We start from the raw sequence: 19,845 nt of genomic DNA on the forward strand, positions 1-19,845 counted from the left end.
AAAGACAGCCGCCGGTCCCGGATCAAGTCCGGGACGACGAGGGCAACGCTCAATAGCTTCTCGGCAGTTCCAAAACCCTCTCGGCGATGTAGTTCATGATCTGGTGTGGGCTCACCGGAGCGATGCGCGGGATCATCACTTCGCGCAGGTAGCGCTCGACGTGGTATTCCTGCGCGTAGCCCATGCCGCCCATCGACATCACCGCGGTCTGGCAAGCCTCGAACCCGGCCTCGGCGGCGAGGTATTTGGCAGCGTTCGCCTCGGTCCCGCATTCGAGGCCCTTGTCGAACAGGGTCGCGGCCTTGAACACCATGAGACTGGCCGCTTCCACCTGCATCCAGGCCTTGGCGAGCGGGTGCTGGATGCCTTGGTTCTGGCCGATCGGGCGGCCGAAAACCACGCGTTCCTGCGCATACTTCGACGCCTTCCTGATCGCCACGCGCCCCAGCCCGGTGGCCTCCGCACCCAGCAATACGCGCTCGGGGTTCAGTCCCTGCAGGAGGATCTTGAACCCTTGCCCTTCTTCGCCGATGCGGTCTTCCTCGGGGATGAAGAGGTCGGTGATGAACAGCATGTTCGAGCCCACCGCATGGCGCCCCATCTTCGGGATCAGGCGGTGCTCGACGGATTTTCTGTCGATCTTGCAATAGAATAGCGTCAGCCCCTCGGTCTTCTTTTTGACCTCTTCCAGCGGCGTGGTGCGGGCGATGAGGAGCATGCGGTCGGCGACGTGGGCGTTGGTGATCCAGATCTTCTCGCCGTTGACCCGGTAGCCGCCCGGCACCTTCTCGGCGCGGGTCATGAGGCTGGTGGTGTCGAGGCCGGTGTTGGGCTCGGTCACCGCGAAGCACATCTTCTCTTCGCCCGACAGGATTGGCGGAATCATGCGCTTTTGCTGTTCTTCGGTGCCGAACAGGGTGACCGGCTCAAGCCCGAACACCGGCCCGTGAATCGCCGAGGCCGCCGTCATCCCGCCACCGCTTTCCGCCACCGCCTGCATCATCACCGCCGCCTCGGTGATGCCGAGGCCCGCGCCGCCGACCGCCTCGGGCATGGCGACGCCGAGCCAGCCGGCCTCGGCCATCGACTTGTGGAACTCGAAGGGGAATTCGCCAGAGCGATCCTTTTCGAGCCAGTACTCGTCCGGGAACTGCGAGCAGTGCTTCAGGACCGCTTCGCGAATGTCCTGCTGGTCCTGATTCAGGGAGAAATCCACGCTTTTCCGGCCCTCTTGCCCATTTTACCGTTGCGAGAAGGCTAGCAGCGCCGCGCCGCCGAGACAACTGATTGTTCCGATATGCGCACGTTGAACGATAATGCGTATGGATATACAAGTCTCGCGGGAGATCGACACAATGGCACTCAACGATACCATAACGGCACCTAGCGGCCCTCTGGCGGGGCTCAGGGTGATCGACCTGACCAGCGTGGTGTTCGGACCCTACGCCACGCAGATCATGGCCGACATGGGCGCCGAAGTGATCAAGGTGGAGCCGCCCGAGGGCGACAATACCCGCTGGATCACCACCGGCCCCGTACCCGGCATGGGCGGCATCTATGTCAACGTGAACCGGGGCAAGCGCGGGGTCATGCTCGACCTGCGGCAGGAGGAAGACCGCGAATCGCTGCGCGCCCTGATCGCCACCGCCGACGTCTTCATCCACTCGATGCGCGGCAAGGCGATCGCGAAGCTGGGGTTCGATTACGAGTCGCTCCGCGCCATCCGGCCCGACATCGTCTACACCAACTGCTACGGTTATTCGCGCCGGGGGCCGGAGGCCGACAAGCCCGCCTACGACGACACCATCCAGGCCGAGTGCGGCATCCCCCATGTGCAGGGGCTGATGAACGGCGAGCCCGGCTATGTCGCCACGATCATGGCCGACAAGGTCGCGGGCCTCCACGCGCTCTACGCGACGATGATGGCGCTGTTCCACCGCGAGCGGACCGGCGAAGGTCAGGAAGTCGAGGTCACGATGTTCGAGGCGATGTCCTCGTTCATGCTGGTCGAGCATGCCAACGGCGCGATGTTTGCCCCGCCGACGACGCCAGCCCACTACCACCGCGCAGTCGAGCCCAACCGGCGGCCTTACAAGACCAAGGACGGTCACGTCGCCGCGCTGGTCTACAACGACAAGCACTGGAACGCCTTCGTCGCAGCCGTGAATCCGCCCTGGGCCAGCGAGGAATTCGCCACCCTCGCCCAGCGCGCGAAGCAGATCGGCCGCGTCTACGGCCTGCTCGGCGAGACGTTCCTCACGCGCACCACACAGGAATGGCTCGATACCCTGCAGGCGCTGCACATCCCCTGCGCCCGGCTGCAATCGACCGACGAACTGTTCGACAACGAACACCTCAATGCCATCGGCTTCTTCGAGGAAGTCGAGACCGAGCAAGGCCCCGTCCGCTTCCCCGGCGTGCCGACGTGGTTCTCGAAGACCCCCGGCAAAGTACGCGGTCCCGCCCCGATGCTCGGTCAGGACAACGCCGAACTGCTCACAAAAGTCGCTTCGAGCGTCGCCCCGGCGATAGCAGGCGAGTCGCAGTGAACACCCCTGTTGATTTCAACTGACAGCATTAGGAACCTTACGCTAACCACCTGTTCAAAGCGCCTCAGAGCGCGACCTGCGGATCGAGAAGAAAGGCACTCACGATGTACGACGACCAGCCTGCGGCTGACACGCTCGCCCCCGAGGCTCCGGCCGGTGCGAAGAAGAAGGGCACGCCCGTCTTCAAGCGCATCCTCGACCTGTTCGAGGCCGAGGGTATCCGCACCCTGTTCGGCATTCCCGATCCCAACTTCGTTCACCTCTTCCTCGAAGCGGAAACGCGCGGCTGGACCGTCGTGTCGCCGCACCACGAGGCGTCCGCAGGCCACATGGCCGCTGCCGCCGCGCGCATCACCGGCAAGCCGGCGCTGTGCATCGGCACGCTCGGGCCGGGCATGGCCAACCTGATGCCGGCGATCCAGTGCGCCAAGGTCGAGAACGACCCGATCATCATCATGGGCGGCCAGCGCGCCCGCATCACCGAGCGCCGCGTGCGCCGGGGCCGCATCCAGTTCGTGCGGCAGGAGCCGATGATCGAGGATTCGGTGAAGTTCTCCAGCTCCATCGAATATGCCGACCAGACCGACGAGATCGTCCGCGAGGCGATCCGCGTCGCCCTATCGGGCACCCCCGGGCCGGCCTACATCGAGTTCCCTGCGCACATCATCCTGGAAGAACTCGACCTGCCGCCGGTGCTGCCGCCGCACCGCTATCGCCTGACCGACCAGGGCGCCGACGGCGACCGGATCGCCGAAGCGGCCGAGATCATCAGGAACGCCAAGAACCCGGTGCTGCTCGTCGGCCACGGCGTCCACACCTCGAAGTCGGGCGCGGCGGTGCGCGAACTGGCCGAACTGATGCAGTGCCCGGTGATCCAGACCTCGGGCGGCACCTCGTTCATCGAAGGGCTTGAGGACCGCACTTTCCCTTATGGTTTCTCCGAAGCCTCGATCGACGCGGTGGTCGAAAGCGACTGCTGCGTAGCGCTCGCCACCGAACTGGGCGAGCCGAGCCACTACGGCCGCTGGCGCCACTGGGTCGATAACGAGGCCAACCGCAAGTGGATCTACGTCCAGCAAGACCCCACCGCGATCGGCGTCAACCGCCCGATCGACGTGCCGCTGGTCGGCGACGTGCGCGCCGTGGTGCCGCAGCTGTCGCGCGCCCTGAAGGCGCTCGGCGGCCGCAGCGCTTCGCCCTCGCTCTCCGAATATATCCAGCGCGACGCGCAGCAGCTGGAGGAACTGGCCGAGGACGCAGGCTCCAAGTCCGACGGCTCCACCGCCAAGATGCACACCAGCCAGTTCGTCACCGAAGCGACCAAGGCCTTCCCCAAGGACGGCATCCTGATCCGCGACGGCGGCGCCACGGTGATCTTCCAGTGGACCTACTCGCAGGCCAAGCCGCATGACGTGATCTGGAACCAGAACTACGGCCACATCGGCACCGGCCTGCCTTACGCGACGGGCGCCATGCTGGCGGATCAGGCCGCCACCGGCAAAGTGCGCCCCGGCATGCTGCTGACGTCGGACAGCTCGTTCCTGTTCCACGTCGGTGAGCTGGAAGTGGCGGTGCGCAAGAACCTGCCGCTGGTGATCGTCGTCGGCGTCGATTTCCAGTGGGGTCTCGAAGTGGGCGTCTACAAGCGCACCTTCGGCCACGGCACCAAGGAAACCGGCGTCCACTGGTCCGACAAGGTCCGCTTCGACAAGATCGCCGAGGGCTTCGGCGCAGCGGGCGAGTATGTCGAGAAGGCCGCCGACATCGGCCCCGCCATCGAGCGGGCCTATGCACGCGGCGGCTGCACCGTGATCCACGTCCCGATCGACCCGGCGGCGAACTCGGAGGAAATGCCGAACTATTCGGAATTCCGCACCTGGTACGCCGAAGGCACGCAGTAACAAAAAACCATTCCTCCCCGAGCTTGTCTCGGGGAGGGGGGCCATGCGCGGCATGGTGGAGGGGGAAAGCGGCAAGGCGGAACCTCGCGTAAACCGCTTTTCCCCCTCCACCACCCGCTGCGCGGGCGGTCCCCCTCCCCGGACAAAGCTCGGAGAGGAATCAGGGAGAGAGCATCATGCGCAGCTACACGCAGTTCTACATCGACGGCCGCTGGACCAGCCCCGTCACCCCGAAGACCGCCGAAGTCATCAACCCCGCCACCGAGGAAGTCTCGGGCGAAATTTCGCTGGGCTCCCCCGCCGACGTGGACCTCGCCGTCGCCGCCGCCCGCCGCGCCTTCGCCACCTATGGCGATAGCAGCGTCAAGGACCGCCTCGACCTCCTCGAAGCCATCCAGGCCGAATACGAGCGCCGCGAAGCCGAACTCGGCGAGGCGATCATGGTCGAGATGGGCGCGCCCAAGGGCCTCGCCAACGGCTTCCACACCCTGCTCGGCAAGGGCCACCTCGGCACCGCGATCGAGGTGCTGAAGGAGTTCAAGTTCGAGGAACAGCGCGGCGTCACCCTGATCCGCAAGGAACCGATCGGCGTCTGCGGCCTGATCACGCCGTGGAACTGGCCGATGAACCAGACCTGCGTGAAAATCTTCCCGGCGCTCGCGGCAGGCTGCACGATGATCCTCAAGCCCCCGCAACTCGCGCCCTATTCCGCGCAGATCCTCGCCGAGATTCTCGACAAGGCGGGCGTCCCGGCAGGGGTGTTTAACATGATCCAGGGCCAGGGCTCGGTGATCGGCGCGGCGCTCTCCCGCCACGAGGACGTCGATATGATCTCCTTCACCGGCTCCGAACCCGTGGGCGTGCAGATCCAGAAGGACGCCGCCGACACCGTCAAGCGCGTCGGCCTCGAACTCGGCGGCAAGAGCGCGTGGATCGTGCTCGACGATGCCTCTCTCGCGGCGAACGTCGCGGGCGCGACGGCGGGCATGATGGGCAATTCCGGCCAGACCTGCTCGGCCGGTTCGCGCCTGCTGGTCCCCGCCTCCCGCCTCGCCGACGTGAAGCAGGCCGCCGCCGAAGCCGCAAGCGGCGTCACCGTGGGCGACCCGCAGAGCGACGTGGCGATGGGACCGGTCGTGTCCAAATCGCAGTACAACATCATCCAGCAGTACATCGAGAAGGGCCTCGAAGAGGGCGCCGAGCTGATCGCCGGTGGCCTCGGCCGACCCGAGGGGCTGGACAAGGGCTGGTACGTAAAACCGACCGTGTTCGTCGGCACCAACGACATGGTCATCGCCCGCGAGGAAATCTTCGGCCCGGTGCTGGTGATCATCCCCTACGACGACATCGACGACGCGGTGCGGATCGCCAACGATTCCAGCTTCGGCCTCGGCGGCTACGTCTCGGGCGAGGATCTGGACACCTGCCGCACCGTCTCGCGCCGGATGCGCACAGGGGCGATCTGGGTCAACGGCGGCTTCGACTTCCACGCTCCGTTCGGCGGCTACAAGCGCTCGGGCAACGGGCGCGAGTGGGGCGAGTTCGGCTTCCACGAATATCTGGAAGTGAAGTCGGTGATTGGCTGGTCTGCGGGCTGACCCTTCCCTCGTCATTGCGAGCGAAGCGAAGCAACCCAGGGCGGCTCAAGACTGCCCTGGGTTGCTTCGCTGCGCTCGCAATGACGAAGGGTTGGTGCGCCGCAGGCTATGCTCGAAGTGGACGTGATACGAAGCTGCACGCGTGACCTCGACGGTAAAGGGGTCTGGGGCGATGGCCCCAGGACTTCTTCCCTTCCTCCTTCCGACCCGCTAAGAACCCGCCCGTGGGCACCATCAGGCACTTCTTCCGGCATCGTCCGGCGCTTGCGGCATTGCTGCTGGCGGCGGCGCTGTGCCTCAAGGCGCTGGTCCCCACCGGCTACATGCCCACCGCTTCCGAGACCGGCACAGTCGTCATGCTCTGTTCGGGCACGACGATGACCGTGGAGATTCCCGCCAAGGGCACCCATCCGGACAACGGCGCCACCACCGCCGACCACCCTTGCGCCTTCGCCCCGCTGAGCGCAGCGCTGACCGGGGCCGACTTCGCGCCGCTGGTGCTGGCGGCGCTGGCGTTCGTCTTCGTCGCCGCGATCCTGCGCCGCGACCTCGCACTGCCCGCGACCGGCGCCCGGATCAGGCCGCCCAGCCAGGCGCCGCCTCTCTTCATCTGAACCCGTAAAAGCCCGGCCGTTTCGCGGCCTACAGCTACTCGCCCGCCTCCAGTGCGGGCCGTTCAGGTGAATTTTCCATGCTCCGTAGATTGCTCGCGCTCGGCGCGGCTCCGCTTGCCCTGTTTCCCGTCCATGCTTTCGCCGAAGAGGCGGACGACACCTCCACCATCCTCGTCGTCGGCCAGCGTGACCGCGACATCAGCCTCGATGCGCGCGGGTTGTCCGTCAGCCTCGGCGACGAACAGTTCGAGGGCGTCAACGCCCGCAACGTCGAAGACCTCATGAAGTACGCGCCCGACTTCTTCGTGCGCACCCGCTATGCCGGAGACTCAAACGGCGTGCCGGGCTTTCGTGGCACCCATTCCACCCAGAGCGCCCGGACGGTGGTGATGGTGGACGGCTTCACGGTGTCCAACTTCCTCGGCAACTCCTTCGCCTATGCGCCCAAGTGGGGCGTCGTCGGCCCCGGCGAGGTGGAGCAGTTCGACGTCGTCTACGGCCCTTACTCGGCACGCTATGCGGGCAATTCGATGGGCGGCGTGGTCAACATCACCACCCGCTCGCCCGAAAAGACCGAGGCCTTCGCCACCGTGCAGGCCATGGCCCAGCCCTACGACCAGTACGGCACGCACGATACCTATTACGGCTATTCCGCCGAGGCCGGGTTCGGCTTTCGCCAGAAGGACGGCCCATGGTCGGTGCGCCTCTCGGGCCGCCACTTCCGCAACACCGGCCATCCGCAGATGTTCTATGGCCTGACGCCCTCCACCAGCACCGCCGCCGCGACCGCAGTGACCGGCGCGATGCTCGATCCGAAGCAGGCGGTCGCCGGTTCCCCCGGCACCAGCACCAACCCGATCTTCGCCGCGCAGAGCCCCGCCGAAACCACGCAGGACCAGGCCAAGCTGCGCCTCGGCTACGACGGCGCATCGGGCGTGACCGGCGAGTTCCTGCTGGCTTATTGGCACAACCTCGACAGCCAGACCGCGCCCGACTGCTACCTTCGCGACGCCAGCGGCAACGCGGTATGCGACGGCCTCGTCTCGACAGGCGGCAAGACTTATACCGCCACCGGCGCCAACTGGTCGCGCACCGTGCGCGACGAAGTGCTGGCAGGCCTGAGGCTCGCCGCGCCGCTGTCCGATGCGGTGGAGATTCAGGCGAACGTCTCGACCTACCAGATCCTGCGCTCGGACGGCTTCACCTCAAGCACCTGGAGCGACGGCGCCAACGGCGGCGCGGGCCGCCTCGCCCGGCAGGGACCGACTTACTGGTGGACCGGCGAGCTTTCCGCGACCGCCCGCCTCGGCGGCGTCGAACTCTCGGGCGGCGGCAGCGCGAATCTCTACAAGACCGACCTCACCAACTACACTTTGGCGAACTGGCGCAGCGATGCGGGCAAGGCGTTCTCCACCCGCACCTTCGGCAAGACCCGCACCCTTGCCGCGTGGGGCGAAGTGCGCGTGCCGTTCGATCCGGTAACCCTGACGCTGGGCGCCCGCTACGAGGACTGGCGCGCCTTCGACGGCGGCCTCGCCCGCGTAAGCACGGCTGGCGCGGTGGTCACCAACCGCTACGACAGCCGCCATGCCACCGGCTTCCAGCCCAAGGCATCGCTGGAATGGGCCGTCGATCCCGACACCCGCGTCCAGCTGAGCCTGGCGAAAGCGGTGCGCTTCCCCACTGTGGGCGAGCTGTTCCAGGGCAGCCTCGACGGCGACGGCGCCTTCAACGAGGACAGCTTCGATCCGAACCTCAAGCCCGAGCGCTCCACCGACGCCAACCTCTTGGTCGCCCACGACTTCGGTGGCGTGAAGCTGACCGGCTCGGCGTTCTGGCAGCGGGTGAAGGACACGATATTCTCGTTCTACGGCTTCAACCAGAACGGCGTGAGCACCTCGAACTTCAAGAACATCGACGTCACCCGCCAGTACGGCTTCGAACTGATCGCCGAAGCCCGCGACGTCCTCATCCCCGGCCTAGACCTGGACGCCAACGCCGCGTGGATCGATTCCGTCACCGTCCGCAACGACGCCGCCCCGGCGGCCGAGGGCGTGCAGTTCCCCCGCATCCCGCGTTGGCGGCTCAACGGCAATGTGCGCTACCGGGTGGCAGAGCCGGTGCTCGTCTCCATCGGCGTGCGCTATGCCAGCCGCCCCAACACCGACCTGTTCGGCCTGCAGCGCGGCGATACGTACGGCTACACTTCCGAACTCTTCGCGCTCGACATGCGGGTCAGCTGGGACGTGACGCCGCAGCTGCGCCTGAGCGCGGGCGTCGACAACATCACCAACGACCGTGCCTGGGTCTACCACCCCTACCCCCAACGCAGCTTCCTGGTCGAAGCGGGGTGGAAGCTGTGAGCGTGACCCGTACCGAGCGGTGGTATCGTGCCGTCTGGCGCTGGCACTTCTACGCCGGGCTGTTCTGCGTGCCCTTCGTGCTGTGGCTGTCGGTGACGGGCGGCCTCTACCTGTTCAAACCGCAGATCGAGGCCGCCCTCTACGCGCCTTATCGCGGCGTCGCGACCGGCCCCTCTTCCGATCTCGCTCCGGAAGCGATCGCCGCAAAGGCCGTCGCGGCGGTCCCGGGCTCGGTCCTGCACAAGTACGTCCTGCCCGAAAATCGGCGCGATGCCGTCGAGGTGCTCGTCGGCCAGGGGGCCGAGGACGTGCGCGTCTGGGTCCACCCCCAGACCGGCGCGGTGCTCCACAAGGTGCCGGAAGAGGACCGCCTCATGCGCGTGGTCTTCCGCCTCCACGGCGAACTGCTGGCGGGAGATTGGGGCTCCGCGCTGGTCGAGACGGCCGCGTGCTGGACGCTGGTGATGCTGCTGACCGGCCTGTTCCTGTGGTGGCCGCGCGGCGGGGCGAGACTGGCCGGCGTGCTCTACCCCCGCCTGCGCCGGGGCCGCGCTCTGTTCTGGCGCGACATCCACGCCGTCACCGGGCTCTGGATCACGCTGGGCGCGGCATTCCTCATCGCCTCCGGCCTGCCCTGGGCCAATGCCTGGGGCGACTACTTCCGACAGGTCCGCACCGTCACCGGAACTGCTGCGGGACGGCAGGACTGGTCCTCCGGGGCGAACGCCGATGCCGTCTCGCGCCGCCGGGACGACGCGGGCATGCGCGCCATGATGTCGGCCCACGCCGAGCATCACGGCATGGCAATGGCGCACATGGCCCCCTCACCCGCCGCGCTCGATGCCGTGGTGCGCCGGGCACGGCGACTGGACTTCGCCGCTCCTGTGGAGATCAGCCCCCCGACCGCTCCCGAAGCGCCATGGCAGGTCCGCAGCCAGGCCGAGAACCGCCCTCGCCGCGACAGCGCCGAGATCGCCTCGGATGGCGGCCTGATCGGCGTGGAGCGCTTCGCCGACCGCCACTGGATCGACCGCACCGTCGGCTACGGCGTTGCCATCCACGAAGGCGCCTGGGCTGGTCTCGCCAATCAGTTGGTCAACCTTGCCATCCTGTTCGGCCTCGTCCTGCTGTGCGTATCGAGCATGGTCCTATGGTGGCGGCGGCGCCCCGACGGTGAGCTAGGCGCCCCGCGAAGCCTGGCGCCGTTGCGCCATTCGTGGGCGCTGGTGCTCCTGGTGATTACGCTGGCGGTGTTTATGCCGCTATTCGGCCTCTCGCTGGGGCTGGCGACGGTGCTGGAGGTCTCGCTCGGCCGGGTGGTCCCGCGCATACGCGTGTGGATGGGCTGGCGCACTGCCGCGTGATCTGCCTGCAGAGGCGACGCGTGCGGTCAGGTGAGGGGTTCATCTATCGGAGACAGGAAGCCGCCTTGCAGGCGGTACTCAGACTTCCGGTGGAGCGGGTGAGGGGAATCGAACCCCCGTATTCAGCTTGGGAAGCTGCTGCTCTACCATTGAGCTACACCCGCACACCACATTCCGGCGCATTAACTGCCAAGCAGGGGCCTAGTGGCACGATGACGGCAGCGACGTCAACGCCTCTCTTCAGGGCAGTGACGAAGCGATGCGGAAACGGTGGCGAACCTGGACTGACTTGACGCTTATGCTGCACGCCCGCCGGTGGAAGTCGAGGGTGTTTCCACCGCGCGCAGGCGCATGACGCTGCGGCGGGCAACCCGGTTACGGCCGCTGCGCTTGGCGTCGTAGAGCGCGGTGTCGGCGGCAGAGACGAAAACGTCCATCCCCGTATCGAGAGCCTGTGCGCAGGCGAGACCGATGCTGATGGTGACGACCCCCACGCCGGTCCCCGACGGAAGGCCCAGTGCCTCCACCGAGGCGCGCATGCGTTCTGCAATCAGGCCTGCATCCTGCGGATCGATGCCGGTGAGGATCGCAGCAAACTCTTCGCCGCCGTATCGTGCGACCAGATCGCTGTCACGCCGGGCGCAACCCGAGAGGACGGCTGCCACGGTGCGCAAGTGCTGGTCGCCGACCGCGTGACCGAACTGGTCGTTGAGCTGCTTAAAGTGGTCAATGTCGATCATCAGCAGCGCCAGCGGCTCCGGGCCTTCCCGCCGTCTTGCCCATTCGCGGGCAAGAACTTCGTCGAAACGGCGGCGATTGGCGATACCGGTCAAAGCATCGACGTGGGAGAGGCGGGCGAGTTCGTCCTGTTCCTCGAAGTTGCGTAGCTGGACCAGCATCGTACGCAGGCCATAGCCGAGCGATGCGCCCACGCAGCCGCTGATTGCGATGATCGGATCGTAAGTGACAAGCAGCACCGACACCGTGAGCAGCGTCACCGGGATCAGCAACGGCCCGCCGGCGCGCACCATTCTGGGCGCGTGCGAACCTCCCGCAGCGCCAAGGCCCCGTTGGTAAGGCTCGCCCACGGCATGCCAGGCGAGCACCATGAACGGCAGGTCGATAAGCAGGTCAGACCAGCCTCCATAAGGCGTCGCCGACTGGTAATGATTGATGTAGCCCGCGCAAAACAGGTAAAGCACCGCGTAGACCGTCATCGCCCGGAAGAACGGCGCCCTCTGCCGGGTGCGGACGAGAAACCGGATGACGGCGAACGAGGCGATGAACAGGTTCTCGACGTCGAACATGAGTTGCAGCGCATCGACCGTTTCCGCGGGCGTCCGGGACTGCGAGATCAGCCTGCCGACGTGGATGTAATAAAGGTAGCCCAGCGCCGTAGCCAGCGCGGCGTCGACCAGGCGTACCTGCCATTTTTCGTCGGCAGGACTGGCCAGCGCAAAGATCAGCGGCACTCCGTAGAGCACGTATAGCAGCATGCTCAGCCGGTCTTCATGGACAATGTCGAGAAACAGCGTCGCTACCATAGTCGAAGCCATGCCGCCTGCCCAGCACAGCATCGCCGCGCCCGCGGGGAGCCACCCTTCGAAACCATCCTTCCAGCCGCGATAGAGACACGCCATGCCCGCCAGGATGGGGGCCGCGATCAGCCAGCCGAACGATACCGGCGTGCCCGCGCTGTCGGTGAGCACAAGCGAGCCGGCATGACCCGTCAGGAACAGGACGGGAAGCGCTGCAGTGATGATCCTCGATCCGTGCCGCATTTTTTTCCCTCGGGCGGGGCACTCTCGCGATGATCCTTGCCACAAGCACCTTTAATCGAAGTTAATTCCCGGGCAGCCTGACTTCGGTATTATTGGGAATCCGCCCAGACCGGAGGCCGCTTTTCGAAAAGAGCCTTGCCGCCTTCGCGCGCGTCGGGGCCGCCAAGCATCGCCCGGACTTCGGAAAGGGCGAACATCTCCCGGTTCGACGCATCCATGCCGAGGTCGTAATAAGACTTGATGATGGCCCTGGTGGCGATCATCGAAGCGGGCGAGCAGGCCGCGATCTCGTCGGCCCAGCGGCGGGCACAGTCCAGGAGTTGCGCGTCGGGTACGACTTCGGCCACGAGTCCCCAGTCGTGCGCCTGGGCCGCGTTGATCCGCCTTGCGGTGAGCAGCATGGCATGGGCGCGCTTGGGGCCGAGTTCCTGCACGATCCGCTGGATTCCCCCACCCAGCGCGGCAAGGCCCACCTTGGGTTCTGTCAGGCCGAAGCTGGCGCTTTTAGCAGCGACGATGACGTCGCAGGCCAGCGCAGCCTCGAACCCGCCGCCCAGCGCGAAGCCGTTGACCGCCGCGATAACCGGCTTGCGCCGGGCGAAGCGCCAGGTCAGGCCCGCAAAGCCGGTCTCGGGCACCGGCATGCCCCTGAAGGCACGCGGATCGTCCTTGTTCGAGGGCGTGCGCAAGTCCGCGCCCGCCGAGAACGCCTTGTCGCCCGAAGCCGTCAGGATCGCGACCCAGAGCGCCGGGTCGGCTTCGAATCGGTCGAACACTTCGGCCAGTTCAAAATGCGCCTCGGCGTGGAGGGCGTTGCGCATCTCGGGGCGGTCGATGGTAATGGTCATGACGCGGCCCTCCGTCGCCACCTTGCAGAACTGCGTGTCCATGGATGTCCTCTTCCTTTCGCGCCGTAGTTGAAAGCGGCGTCGCAAGCAGGCACCGTGGCGCAATGCGACAAGCCTCGACCATCCTTTCCATCGATACGCCGGGCCGCGGGTTCACCGAAATCACACGGGCGATGGCCGAGTGGCTGGCGCAGACCGGCATCGAGGAGGGTCTGTTGACGCTGCTGTGCCGCCACACCTCGGCCTCGCTGCTGCTCCAGGAGAACGCCGCGCGCGAGGTGCGGGTGGACATCGCCGCCTGGCTCGACCGGCTGGCGCCCGAGGGTGCGCACTATGCCCATGACGACGAGGGACCGGACGACATGCCTGCGCATCTCAAGGCGACGCTGACGGGCGTGAACCTGCAGATCCCGGTGATCGACGGACGCATGGCGCTGGGCACCTGGCAGGGCATCTATCTGGCCGAACACCGGCGCCGACCGCATTGCCGGGAGATCGCGGTGCATTTGATGGGGGAATAACCCCGTCAGACGCGACGGAATGGCCCATCACGGCGGCGGTTTACCTTGCCAAGCCATCCGCTTGTCACAATAAGGGCCCATGCAGGAAAATCGTATTGCGCCCCCCGTCCGTATTCAGGGCAACTTCCTTGCCATCGGGGAGCGGCGGCTGCTCAACTGGCTCTGCGCACGCATGCCGGCCTGGGTGAAGCCCGACCTGCTGACGGCGCTGGGCATGGTCGGCGCGGTCCTGATCTTCGCCGGATACGCCACCAGCCTGCTCGACGAGGACTGGCTGTGGCTGTGCATGCCGGGTTACCTGCTGCACTGGTTCGGCGATTCGATGGACGGCAGCCTCGCCCGCTTTCGCCATATCGAGCGGCCCCGCTACGGCTATTTCCTCGACCACAGTTGCGACGGTATCGCGACTTTCCTGATCCTGCTCGGCATCGGCGTGAGCCCCTATGTGCGGCTGGAAGTCTCGCTGATCGCCATGGTCGGCTACCTGCTGCTGTGCATTCACGCCTTCCTGGCGGTGCGGGTGCTGGGCGAGTTGCGGCTGTCGTACCTCAACGCCGGGCCGACCGAACTGCGCCTGATCCTCATCTCCCTGACGTTCGCGATGCTGATCCTCGGCGACAAGCAGCGCGACATGGAGGCGATGACCGTTTTCGACTGGTTCGTCGGCGGCGTGGGCGTGATCCTGATCGGCGTGTTCGTGGTGCAGACCGCGCGGTCGGTCCGCAGGCTGGCGCTTATAGACCCGGCCAAATGACCGACCTGCACGGCCTGTAATGCTACGTAAGTTCTTGTAAATTCCGCTCCCGTTCACCTGAACTTCAGGCGCGCAGGTGTCTTCACCGTCCCAAGGCGGGTGCGACGCCCTTGGCCCATTCGGCCGCTCCGAGAACAGGGACTACCCGTGAACAAGACCAGCATGACCATCCTCGCCGCCCTTGCGTTGGGCGCTTTCGCACCGTCCGTGGCCGGTGCGCAGACGGCGCAGCATGAAACGCACACCGCCGCCAGGCCGGTGGTGAAGAAGACCACCACCGTGCGCAAGACTGGCGTTACCAAGAAGCAGCCCGCGAAGAAGGTGACCTGCCGCTATCAGGTGAAGCGCGGCAAGAAGGTCAGGGTCTGCAAGTAATCAGGCTGCGAAAGCGGGCCGCCACCGAGTACCCCCTGCGTTCGGCAGGGGAGGCGTCCGCTTTCGCATCCTGTACCGTCCCGGGCTTGACCCAGGATCGGGCGCACACGCGTCTACGGTCCCGGGTCAAGTCCGGGACGGCAACAGCGGCGATAAATAGAGATCAGCCCTGCGAGGGAAGCTGCGCGAAAGCGGCCTGGAAGGTGTCGCTGGGCAGGCCGGGCTTCTGATCGGCGGCAGCGGCGCCAGGCGCGTAGATGAAGCCGAAGGTCGGGCTGGTGCGCAGGCCCAGCGACTGAGTCGGGGCGTACCACACGCGAACGCTGCTCCAGTCGCCGTTGGCCGAGACGTCTTCGGCCATGGCCGACTTCTCGATCATGCCGGGGCGCGACCAGTTGGCGTGGTTGAGCACCACATGGCGTTCATCGACGATCTTGCTGACGACGGCGACGTGACCCACCGGCATCGCGCCGGTCGCCTTGAACACCAGCACCGAGCCGGCGAGCGGGGTCTTGCCGCGAGCATAAGTGCCTTCGGCCTGACCCCACCAGGTCGCCGCATTGCCATGCAGGTCGATGGCCGAGTGTTCCCGCGCATAAGGTGCGCACTGGAGCGGACGGGCCATGGCCGGCTGGGTAAACAGAGCAACAGCGGCCAGAGCGAATGCGGGAACGAATTTCATGGACAGGAGTTATAACGCGCAACTCTTGCTGCGATAGCGAAGGGGTTGGGCGGTCACCGTCCCTCTCGCACGGTTCGTCGCACTGTCCACAAGCGACGAAATGCGATGAAGTGTTTGGTCGCAAGACTCTGGAACAACTAGGGAAATTTTGCCGGGTTGGGACCGAATCGCCCTTCCCCTGCACCGTCATTCCCGCGAAGGCGGGAACCCATCTCGTGAAGCGGCCGACCGCACCATCATCAGCTGGGCCCCCGCCTTCGTGGGGATGACCATCAGTTTTTTTTGATCAAGCAAGGTGACGGGGCAATGGCCCCCACTCCGTCATTGCGAGCGCAGCGAAGCAATCCAGGGCGGCGGTGGACTGCCCTGGATTGCTTCGCTGCGCTCGCAATGACGAATGCGGTGAGGCTCAGCTCGCCAGAGCCAGCTTCGCCGCTTCCTCGCGCACGACGCGGGGCTGGTCGGCCCAGATGCCGCGCGTGTCGTAGACCAGCTTGGTCGCGCGTTCGGCCAGCGGCACGACGCGGAAGACGTCGTGGTCCACCAGCACGATCAGGATCTCACAAGTCTCCAGCGCCTCGTCGATGTCGATCTGGGTGACGCCGGTGTCGGTGAACTCGATCGGCAATTCGGCGGCATAGGGCTCGACGATCGAGACGCGCTCCCCGAACTTGCGCGCGATGCGGCTGGCGACGAAGCGGGCCGGACTCTCGCGGAAGTCGTCGATGTTGGCCTTGAAGGCGAGGCCGAGGCAGGCGATGCGCGCGTCCGGATGGGCTTCGATCAGGGCTTCGGCCTTGGCGATGACGTGGTGCATCTTGCCGTCGTTGACCCCGCGCGCGGTCCGGATCAGCGGGGTTTCCTCGGGCGCGCCGTGGACGATGAACCAGGGGTCCACCGCGATGCAGTGGCCACCGACGCCCGGGCCCGGCGAGAGGATGTTGACGCGCGGGTGGCGGTTGGCGAGGCGGATCACCTCCCACACGTCCAGCCCCATGCGATCCGAGACGATCGACAGTTCGTTGGCGAAGGCGATGTTGACGTCGCGGTAGGCGTTCTCGACCAGCTTGGTCATCTCGGCCGCGCGGGCGTCGGTGGTGACGCATTCGCCGCGTACGAAGCGCTTGTAGAACGCCAGCGCCTTGCGCGCGCAGCGCGGGGTGATGCCGCCGATCGACCGGTCGTTGTTGGTCAGTTCCTCGAGGATGCGGCCGGGCAGGACGCGCTCGGGGCAATAGGCGATCGAGATGTCCGGGGTCTCGCGCGTCAGGCCGGGAATCTTCAGGTCCGGGCGCATCTGCGCGATCATGTCGCGCATCTTCTCGGTGGTGCCGACCGGCGAGGTCGATTCCAGGATCACCACGTCGCCCGCCTTGAGCACCGGCGCGATCTTGCGGCCTGCCGCGAGGACATACGAGATGTCAGGGGCGTGATCGCCCTTCTCGTCCTTTTCGAAGGGCGTGGGCACCGCGATCACGAAGACGTCGGCGGGCGCCACCTCCAGCGAGGCCGAGAGCAGCCCACGCGAAACCACGCCTTGCACGAGACCGTCGAGATCGACTTCCTCGATGTGGATCTCTCCGCGATTGATGGTGTCGACCACCTTCTGCGACACGTCGAGGCCCAGCACCTTGCTGCCCGAACGGGCGATCACGGCGGCGGTGGGAAGTCCGATGTAGCCGAGGCCGACGACGCAGACCGAAGGTGAAGAGCTTGTCCTGCTCATTACGATGCTCCGTGATTTTGCTGGGAAGCCTGCTGGCTAGGAATGGCGCGCAGCACGGGCTGGTTGCCCCGTGCAAGCGTCATGACGACGCCAGCAGGCTTCCCAGCAAAACCCCGAAGGGGCGGGCCGCTTTTGGCCCATCGCTGCGTTGCTCGTCGGGCACAATGTACCGGCATTGCGCCCTCCTCGCGCCTTGCGCTGGGCCAAAATCGACTCCGTCCCGGAGCATCGTAATGAGCAGGACAAGCTCTCTTGTCAGATTTCATTCGCAAGCAGCTCCAGGATGCGGCGCGAGGTCTGCCCGTCTCCGAACGGATTGTGGGCGCGCGCCATGGCCTCGTAGGCGGTCTTATCGTCGAGCAGGGTTGATAATTCGGTAACGATCCGGCGCGCATCGGTGCCGACGAGTTTCGCGGTGCCCGCCTCGACGCCTTCGGGCCGCTCGGTGGTCTCGCGCATTACCAGTACCGGCTTGCCGAGGGCCGGGGCTTCCTCCTGCACGCCGCCCGAATCGGTGAGCATGATCTCGCTGATCGCCAGCAGCCGGGCGAAGTGCGGGTAGTCGAGCGGCTCGATCAGCGCGACGTTGTCGAGGCCGGAAAGACGCTCGTTCATCACCTTGCGCACGTTGGGGTTCAGGTGGACCGGGAAGATCACCGCCGTGTCGGGACGCGATGCGATTTCGCGGATGGCCTGCGCGATCTGCTCCATCCCCTCGCCGAAGTTCTCGCGGCGGTGGCTGGTGACACCGATGATGCGCTTGCCCGCGAAGCGGGTTTCGAGGTCGGCGAGGCCCGACGCGAGAGCGGGATTACGCTCGATCTCGGCGGTGACCCAATGGAGCGCGTCGATCACGGTATTGCCGGTGACGTGGACGCGGTCGGCCGCCACGTTCTCGCGCAGCAGCGCCGCCTCGCTGGTGGTGGTGGGCGCGAAGTGCAGGCTCGCCATGGCGCCGATGATCTTGCGATTCACCTCCTCGGGCCACGGATGGTAGATGTTGTAGCTGCGCAGCCCTGCCTCGACGTGATCGACCGGCAGCTTGCGGTAATAGGCCGCGAGAGCGCCCGACATGGCGGTGGCGGTGTCCCCCTGCACGATCACGCGGGTTGGCTTCACTGCGTCCATCACCTTGCCCAGCCCGGTGAGCAGGTTCGCCGTCAGCGCATCGAGCGTCTGGTCGGGCTGCATCACGTCGAGGTCGTGATCGGGCACGATCCCGGCGATCTCCAGCACCTGATCGAGCATCTGGCGATGCTGCGCGGAGACGCAGACCACGCACTCGAACCGAGGATCGGCCTTGAGCGCATGGACGACGGGGAACAGCTTGATGGCTTCCGGGCGCGTGCCGAAAACGACGAGGATGCGTGCAGTCATGCGGCGGGGCTTAGCAGCCGTGTGTTAAATGGAGACTAAAGCCGTTTCATTTCGCCAGAGTATAGCGTCCGTCGATACTCGTGCCCGCAGTGCAATAATCATCCGTGTGCGGCTGGTGCCCGGCTTCGGCATAGGACAGCTGAAAGGCGTCCTTGCCGCTGGGGGTGAAGACCAGCATCGGCAGTCCTTCTTCCAGCGAGGCGACGGTCCAGGTCTGCTTGTCGTCGTCGCGGCTCATGACGCCGTCCAGCGTGCAGGACCGGCGGCCCTTGAAGGCAAGCGAGATGACCAGCATCGCCTTGCCGTCGATCAGCGGGACGATCCGCACGGGGCCGGAATAGCCCGCTTCTCCCCGCGCGAATTGCCCCGACGGGAACGGCAGGAAAGGGATACGCGCGTGCTTGCCCTCGGCAAAGTTCAGACGGCTTTCGCGGCGCTTCAGGGCGCGGTTGATGCAGTGCTGGTCTTGGCAATGTTCGGCGCGGCCGCGTGCCTGGCCGATCGCGGCCGAATAGACCTGCGCATGCTCGGGCTTGTCGAGTGTTGTCTTCAGCCAGGCGAGTTGCGCGTCCTCCCGCTTGGCCAGTTCGGCTGCCTTGGTTTTGGCCTGCGGGCTCGGGTCGATCTTCGCGGCGGCCGGCGGCTCGGCGCTCGCATCCGATTCGGGATTGCACGCGGTCAAAGCGAGCAATGGAGCAGCCAGCGGAACCAGCGTCAGGGCGAAGCGGCGGGGGAGCATCGTCACGCGGCAGAGCCTATCTCCGCCTTTCCACGTGGACAACCCCGAACGCGCCTCTTGCCCGTCCCGGCGGCTTGGGTAACACCCGCGCCATGTCTATCCTCAGCGACAAGTGGATCCGCCAGCAGGCCCAGGAACACGGCATGATCGAGCCGTTCGTGGAGGCGCAGCGCCGCGACGGGTGCATTTCCTACGGCCTGTCTTCCTATGGCTACGACGCCCGCGTCGCGCCGGAGTTCAAGATCTTCACCAACGTCGATTCGGCGGTGGTCGACCCCAAGGACTTTGCGGCGAACTCCTTCGTGGACCGTACCACCGACGTCTGCGTGATCCCGCCCAACTCCTTCGCGCTGGCCCGCACGGTCGAATACTTCCGCGTCCCACGCGACGTTCTGGTCATCTGCCTGGGCAAGAGCACCTATGCGCGCTGCGGCATCATCGTGAACGTCACGCCGCTGGAACCGGGCTGGGAAGGCCACGTGACGCTCGAATTCTCGAACACCACCCCCCTGCCCGCGAAGATCTACGCCAACGAGGGCGCCTGCCAGTTCCTGTTCCTCAAGGGCAACGAACCGTGTGAGACGAGCTATGCCGACCGCGCGGGCAAGTACATGGGCCAGCGCGGAGTGACGCTGCCCCGGCTCTGAGAGGGA

The 19,845-nt window shown here is 66.1% G+C and carries 17 protein-coding genes and 1 tRNA gene; 10 read left to right on the top strand and 8 right to left on the bottom strand.

The annotated features are described in order from the left end of the window. Positions 1-49: 49 nt before the first annotated feature. On the bottom strand, positions 50-1,216 hold the full coding sequence (locus PKE80_RS08585) for an acyl-CoA dehydrogenase family protein (protein ID WP_271182100.1): 1,167 nt from the start codon (positions 1,214-1,216) through the stop codon (positions 50-52). A gap of 139 nt (positions 1,217-1,355) precedes the next feature. Here PKE80_RS08585 and PKE80_RS08590 point away from each other — a divergent pair, with 139 nt between their 5' ends. The 6 genes from PKE80_RS08590 (at position 1,356) to PKE80_RS08615 (ending at position 10,389) form a co-directional block, all read left to right on the top strand. After that, a complete protein-coding gene (locus PKE80_RS08590; protein WP_271182101.1) occupies positions 1,356-2,549 on the top strand; it encodes a CaiB/BaiF CoA transferase family protein in 1,194 nt (397 codons plus the stop codon). Positions 2,550-2,653: 104 nt separating this feature from the next. Beyond that, positions 2,654-4,450 carry a thiamine pyrophosphate-binding protein gene (locus PKE80_RS08595; RefSeq protein WP_271182102.1) on the top strand — a complete coding sequence of 599 codons (1,797 nt, stop codon included), beginning with the start codon at positions 2,654-2,656 and terminating at the stop codon, positions 4,448-4,450. Between the two features lie 176 nt (positions 4,451-4,626). Beyond that, complete coding sequence (locus PKE80_RS08600; protein WP_271182103.1) at positions 4,627-6,048, top strand: aldehyde dehydrogenase family protein; 1,422 nt, start codon at positions 4,627-4,629, stop codon at positions 6,046-6,048. A 224-nt stretch (positions 6,049-6,272) separates the two neighbouring features. Beyond that, positions 6,273-6,662 carry a hypothetical protein gene (locus PKE80_RS08605; RefSeq protein WP_271182104.1) on the top strand — a complete coding sequence of 130 codons (390 nt, stop codon included), beginning with the start codon at positions 6,273-6,275 and terminating at the stop codon, positions 6,660-6,662. 77 nt (positions 6,663-6,739) lie between these two features. Next, positions 6,740-9,025 (top strand): TonB-dependent receptor, encoded by a 2,286-nt coding sequence (locus tag PKE80_RS08610; protein ID WP_271182105.1) that lies wholly within the window; start codon positions 6,740-6,742, stop codon positions 9,023-9,025. A gap of 2 nt (positions 9,026-9,027) precedes the next feature. Beyond that, positions 9,028-10,389 (top strand): PepSY-associated TM helix domain-containing protein, encoded by a 1,362-nt coding sequence (locus tag PKE80_RS08615; RefSeq protein ID WP_271182106.1) that lies wholly within the window; start codon positions 9,028-9,030, stop codon positions 10,387-10,389. 90 nt (positions 10,390-10,479) lie between these two features. On the opposite strand, the gene PKE80_RS08620 is transcribed toward PKE80_RS08615, so the two are convergent. The 3 genes from PKE80_RS08620 to PKE80_RS08630 form a co-directional block, all read right to left on the bottom strand. Beyond that, a tRNA-Gly gene (locus tag PKE80_RS08620) sits at positions 10,480-10,553 on the bottom strand. 132 nt (positions 10,554-10,685) lie between these two features. Next, on the bottom strand, positions 10,686-12,170 hold the full coding sequence (locus PKE80_RS08625) for a GGDEF domain-containing protein (RefSeq protein WP_271182107.1): 1,485 nt from the start codon (positions 12,168-12,170) through the stop codon (positions 10,686-10,688). Between the two features lie 89 nt (positions 12,171-12,259). After that, a complete protein-coding gene (locus tag PKE80_RS08630) occupies positions 12,260-13,060 on the bottom strand; it encodes an enoyl-CoA hydratase-related protein (protein WP_271182108.1) in 801 nt (266 codons plus the stop codon). Positions 13,061-13,122: 62 nt separating this feature from the next. Here PKE80_RS08630 and PKE80_RS08635 point away from each other — a divergent pair, with 62 nt between their 5' ends. The 3 genes from PKE80_RS08635 (at position 13,123) to PKE80_RS08645 (ending at position 14,668) form a co-directional block, all read left to right on the top strand. Further along, positions 13,123-13,539, top strand: coding sequence for a secondary thiamine-phosphate synthase enzyme YjbQ (locus PKE80_RS08635; protein ID WP_271182109.1), 417 nt, complete (start codon positions 13,123-13,125; stop codon positions 13,537-13,539). Positions 13,540-13,618: 79 nt separating this feature from the next. Then, positions 13,619-14,293 (top strand): CDP-alcohol phosphatidyltransferase family protein, encoded by a 675-nt coding sequence (locus PKE80_RS08640; protein ID WP_008831248.1) that lies wholly within the window; start codon positions 13,619-13,621, stop codon positions 14,291-14,293. Between the two features lie 147 nt (positions 14,294-14,440). Beyond that, positions 14,441-14,668 (top strand): hypothetical protein, encoded by a 228-nt coding sequence (locus PKE80_RS08645; protein WP_271182110.1) that lies wholly within the window; start codon positions 14,441-14,443, stop codon positions 14,666-14,668. Positions 14,669-14,831: 163 nt separating this feature from the next. Here the strand turns inward: PKE80_RS08645 and PKE80_RS08650 are convergent, their stop codons facing one another. The 4 genes from PKE80_RS08650 to PKE80_RS08665 all read right to left on the bottom strand — a co-directional run bounded on the left by PKE80_RS08650 (position 14,832) and on the right by PKE80_RS08665 (position 19,198). Beyond that, positions 14,832-15,293 carry a CHAP domain-containing protein gene (locus tag PKE80_RS08650; protein ID WP_309298979.1) on the bottom strand — a complete coding sequence of 154 codons (462 nt, stop codon included), beginning with the start codon at positions 15,291-15,293 and terminating at the stop codon, positions 14,832-14,834. Between the two features lie 466 nt (positions 15,294-15,759). Then, complete coding sequence (gene wecC, locus PKE80_RS08655; protein ID WP_271182112.1) at positions 15,760-17,076, bottom strand: UDP-N-acetyl-D-mannosamine dehydrogenase; 1,317 nt, start codon at positions 17,074-17,076, stop codon at positions 15,760-15,762. 255 nt (positions 17,077-17,331) lie between these two features. Then, positions 17,332-18,453, bottom strand: a complete 1,122-nt coding sequence (gene wecB, locus PKE80_RS08660; RefSeq protein ID WP_271182113.1) for a non-hydrolyzing UDP-N-acetylglucosamine 2-epimerase — start codon at positions 18,451-18,453, stop codon at positions 17,332-17,334. Between the two features lie 46 nt (positions 18,454-18,499). Continuing rightward, positions 18,500-19,198, bottom strand: a complete 699-nt coding sequence (locus PKE80_RS08665; protein WP_271182114.1) for a hypothetical protein — start codon at positions 19,196-19,198, stop codon at positions 18,500-18,502. 86 nt (positions 19,199-19,284) lie between these two features. On the opposite strand from PKE80_RS08665, the gene dcd reads away from it, so the two are divergent. Then, positions 19,285-19,839 carry a dCTP deaminase gene (gene dcd / locus PKE80_RS08670; RefSeq protein ID WP_008831254.1) on the top strand — a complete coding sequence of 185 codons (555 nt, stop codon included), beginning with the start codon at positions 19,285-19,287 and terminating at the stop codon, positions 19,837-19,839. Positions 19,840-19,845 lie beyond the last annotated feature (6 nt).

Origin of the sequence: Novosphingobium resinovorum (assembly GCF_027922145.1) — a bacterium.
GTDB classification, from domain to species: Bacteria; Pseudomonadota; Alphaproteobacteria; order Sphingomonadales; family Sphingomonadaceae; genus Novosphingobium; species Novosphingobium resinovorum.